This window comes from Roseateles sp. (assembly GCF_036486225.1).
Classification (GTDB): Bacteria; Pseudomonadota; Gammaproteobacteria; order Burkholderiales; family Burkholderiaceae_C; genus Roseateles.
The window spans coordinates 1-2085 of record NZ_DASVNZ010000294.1 but is presented as its reverse complement, the minus strand read 5'-3'; the positions used below and the strand labels follow the sequence as shown (position 1 = coordinate 2085).

The 2085-nt window shown below is 72.1% G+C and carries 3 protein-coding genes; all 3 read right to left on the bottom strand.

Annotated elements, in window-relative coordinates; genetic code table 11:
- Window positions 1-146: 146 nt before the first annotated feature.
- Complete coding sequence (locus VF536_RS19450) at window positions 147-1097, bottom strand: pirin family protein (RefSeq protein ID WP_331616525.1); 951 nt, start codon at window positions 1095-1097, stop codon at window positions 147-149.
- Window positions 1094-1516: a Cu(I)-responsive transcriptional regulator gene (cueR, locus tag VF536_RS19445; protein ID WP_331616524.1), complete on the bottom strand. Its 423-nt coding sequence runs from the start codon at window positions 1514-1516 to the stop codon at window positions 1094-1096. The genes VF536_RS19450 and cueR overlap by 4 nt, the downstream gene beginning before the upstream one ends.
- A partial coding sequence (locus VF536_RS19440) for an HAD-IC family P-type ATPase (RefSeq protein ID WP_331616523.1) occupies window positions 1513-2085 on the bottom strand: 573 nt, incomplete at its 5' end. The genes VF536_RS19440 and cueR, both read right to left, overlap by 4 nt.

The window sequence follows — 2085 nt, the reverse complement described above, 5'->3', positions numbered from 1 at the left end:
CGCCGCGGCGTGGGCCTATGCCGGCGTCGTCGACGCTGCGGCGCGGTGCGGATGGATAGCCAGCGATCGTGCGCGCCGCTGGGCGCGGGCGTGGATCCCCGAGCCCGCAGCGGTCTCGCCGATGCCGTCGTCCACGGTGAGTCCGCCTAACGAGGCGTTTTGAGCGCCGGCACGACCGGCGCCAGCAGGCGCGGTCCGTCGAAGCCGCGCACCTCGCCGAACCGGCCGCCGTCCTCGCGGCTGTTCCATTCCTCGGCGTAGACCTGCATCTCCTCGCGGGTGCGGCCGACGAAATTCCAGAACAGCAGCACCGGCTCGCCGAACGGCGGGCCGCCCAGCAGGAGCGCGCGGCTCTTGCCGCCGCCGGACAGCAGCTTCAGCGACTGCGCGCCCGGCGCGATGTAGAGCAGTTCGCCGGGCTGGCTGGCGCCGGTGGACTCGCCGTCGAGCGTCACCGAGAGATCACCTTCGAGCACCATCAGCCCGTATTCATGGTCCGGGTGCAGCGGGATCGTCGCCTCGGCGGCGCGCGCGGCGCTCAAGTCGACGCCCAGCAGCGGCGTGTGGCTGGGCACCGGCGAGCGATGACCGCCGAACTCGCCGACCAGCAGCATCGTGTCGAAGCCGCCGGTCGCGAACGACGGCAGATCGGGGAAGTGCTCGAAGGCCGGCTCGCGATGCCGGACCGCGTCGGGCAGGGCGATCCACAACTGCGCCAGCTGCAGGCGGTCGGACTGCGACTCCTCCGTGTGGCTGATGCCCTGGCCCGCGGTCATGAGGTTCACCTGACCGGGTCGCAGCATCTGCTTGGAGCCCAGGCTGTCGCGGTGCAGCACCTCGCCCTCGATCATCCAGCTGAAGGTCTGCAGGCCGGTGTGCGGATGCGGGCCGACGCGCATGGCGTTGTCCGGCGTCAGGTCGGCGGGGCCGGCGTGATCCAGGAAGCACCACGCGGCGATCATGCGGCGCTTCGGTGTCGGCACCGCGCGCCGGATCGTCAGGCCGCCGACATTGCCGAGGTGGGCGGCGATGCGCTCCCAACGGGCAGGGACAGGATCGGCGTGCGGATCGGCCGTGGGATCGTGGGGGGCGCTCATGGCGTGGCTCCTTGTGCGAGGTCGTCGAGGATGGGGCAATCGGGGCGGTCGTCGCCGTGGCAGCAGTGTGCGAGCTCGGCCAGCGCGCGTCGCATGGCCTGCATCTCGGCCATGCGGCGGTCGAGGTCGGCGATGTGGGTCTCCGCGATGCGCTTGACCTGGCCGCTGGCGCGGCGGCGGTTCTGCCAGAGCTTGACCAGCTCGGCGATCTCCGCCATCGAGAAGCCCAGGTCGCGCGCGCGGCGGATGAAGCGCAGCGTGTGCACCTCCTTCTCGCCGTAGAGACGGTAACCCGCCTCGGTGCGCGCCACCGGCGGCAGCAGGCCCAGCGACTCGTAGTGACGCAGCATCTTGGGCGACACGCCGGAGCGCTCGGCCGCCTGGCCAATGGTCAGCGGTGGGGTCAGCGGTGAGGTCATCGTGCGGATCCCTTCCAGCGCTTGAGCAGCAGCGCGTTGCCCAGCACCGAGACGCTGGACAGCGCCATCGCCGCACCGGCGATCACCGGGCTCAGCAGGCCCAGCGCCGCCAGCGGCACACCCAGCAGGTTGTAGATGAAGGCCCAGAACAGGTTCTGGCGGATCTTCGCGACCGTGGCGCGCGACAGCGCGATCGCCTCGGCGACCAGGCGCGGATCGCCGCGCATCAGCGTGATGCCGGCCGCTTCCATCGCCACGTCCGTGCCGCCGCCCATCGCCAGGCCTACGTCCGCGGCGGCCAGCGCCGGCGCGTCGTTGATGCCGTCGCCCACCATCGCCACGTGCGTGCCGTCGGCGCGCAGTTCCGCCACGATACGGGCCTTGTCCTCGGGCAGCAGCTCGGCGCGCACCTCGTCGATGCCCAGCGCTTCGGCGGTGGCCTTCGCGGCGGCGGCGTTGTCGCCGCTGAGCATCAGCGTGCGCAGGCCCAGCGCCTTCAGGTCGGCGATCGCCGCGGCCGAGGTGGCCTTGGCGCGGTCGCCGAACGCGAGCATCGCCAGCAAGGCCGG

What these genes read in the sequence shown, in the direction of transcription:
- VF536_RS19450 (WP_331616525.1), bottom strand. Translation starts at nt 1,097, where the DNA reads ATGAGCGCCCCCCACGATCCCACGGCCGATCCGCACGCCGATCCTGTC.
- cueR (WP_331616524.1), bottom strand. Translation starts at nt 1,516, where the DNA reads ATGACCTCACCGCTGACCCCACCGCTGACCATTGGCCAGGCGGCCGAG.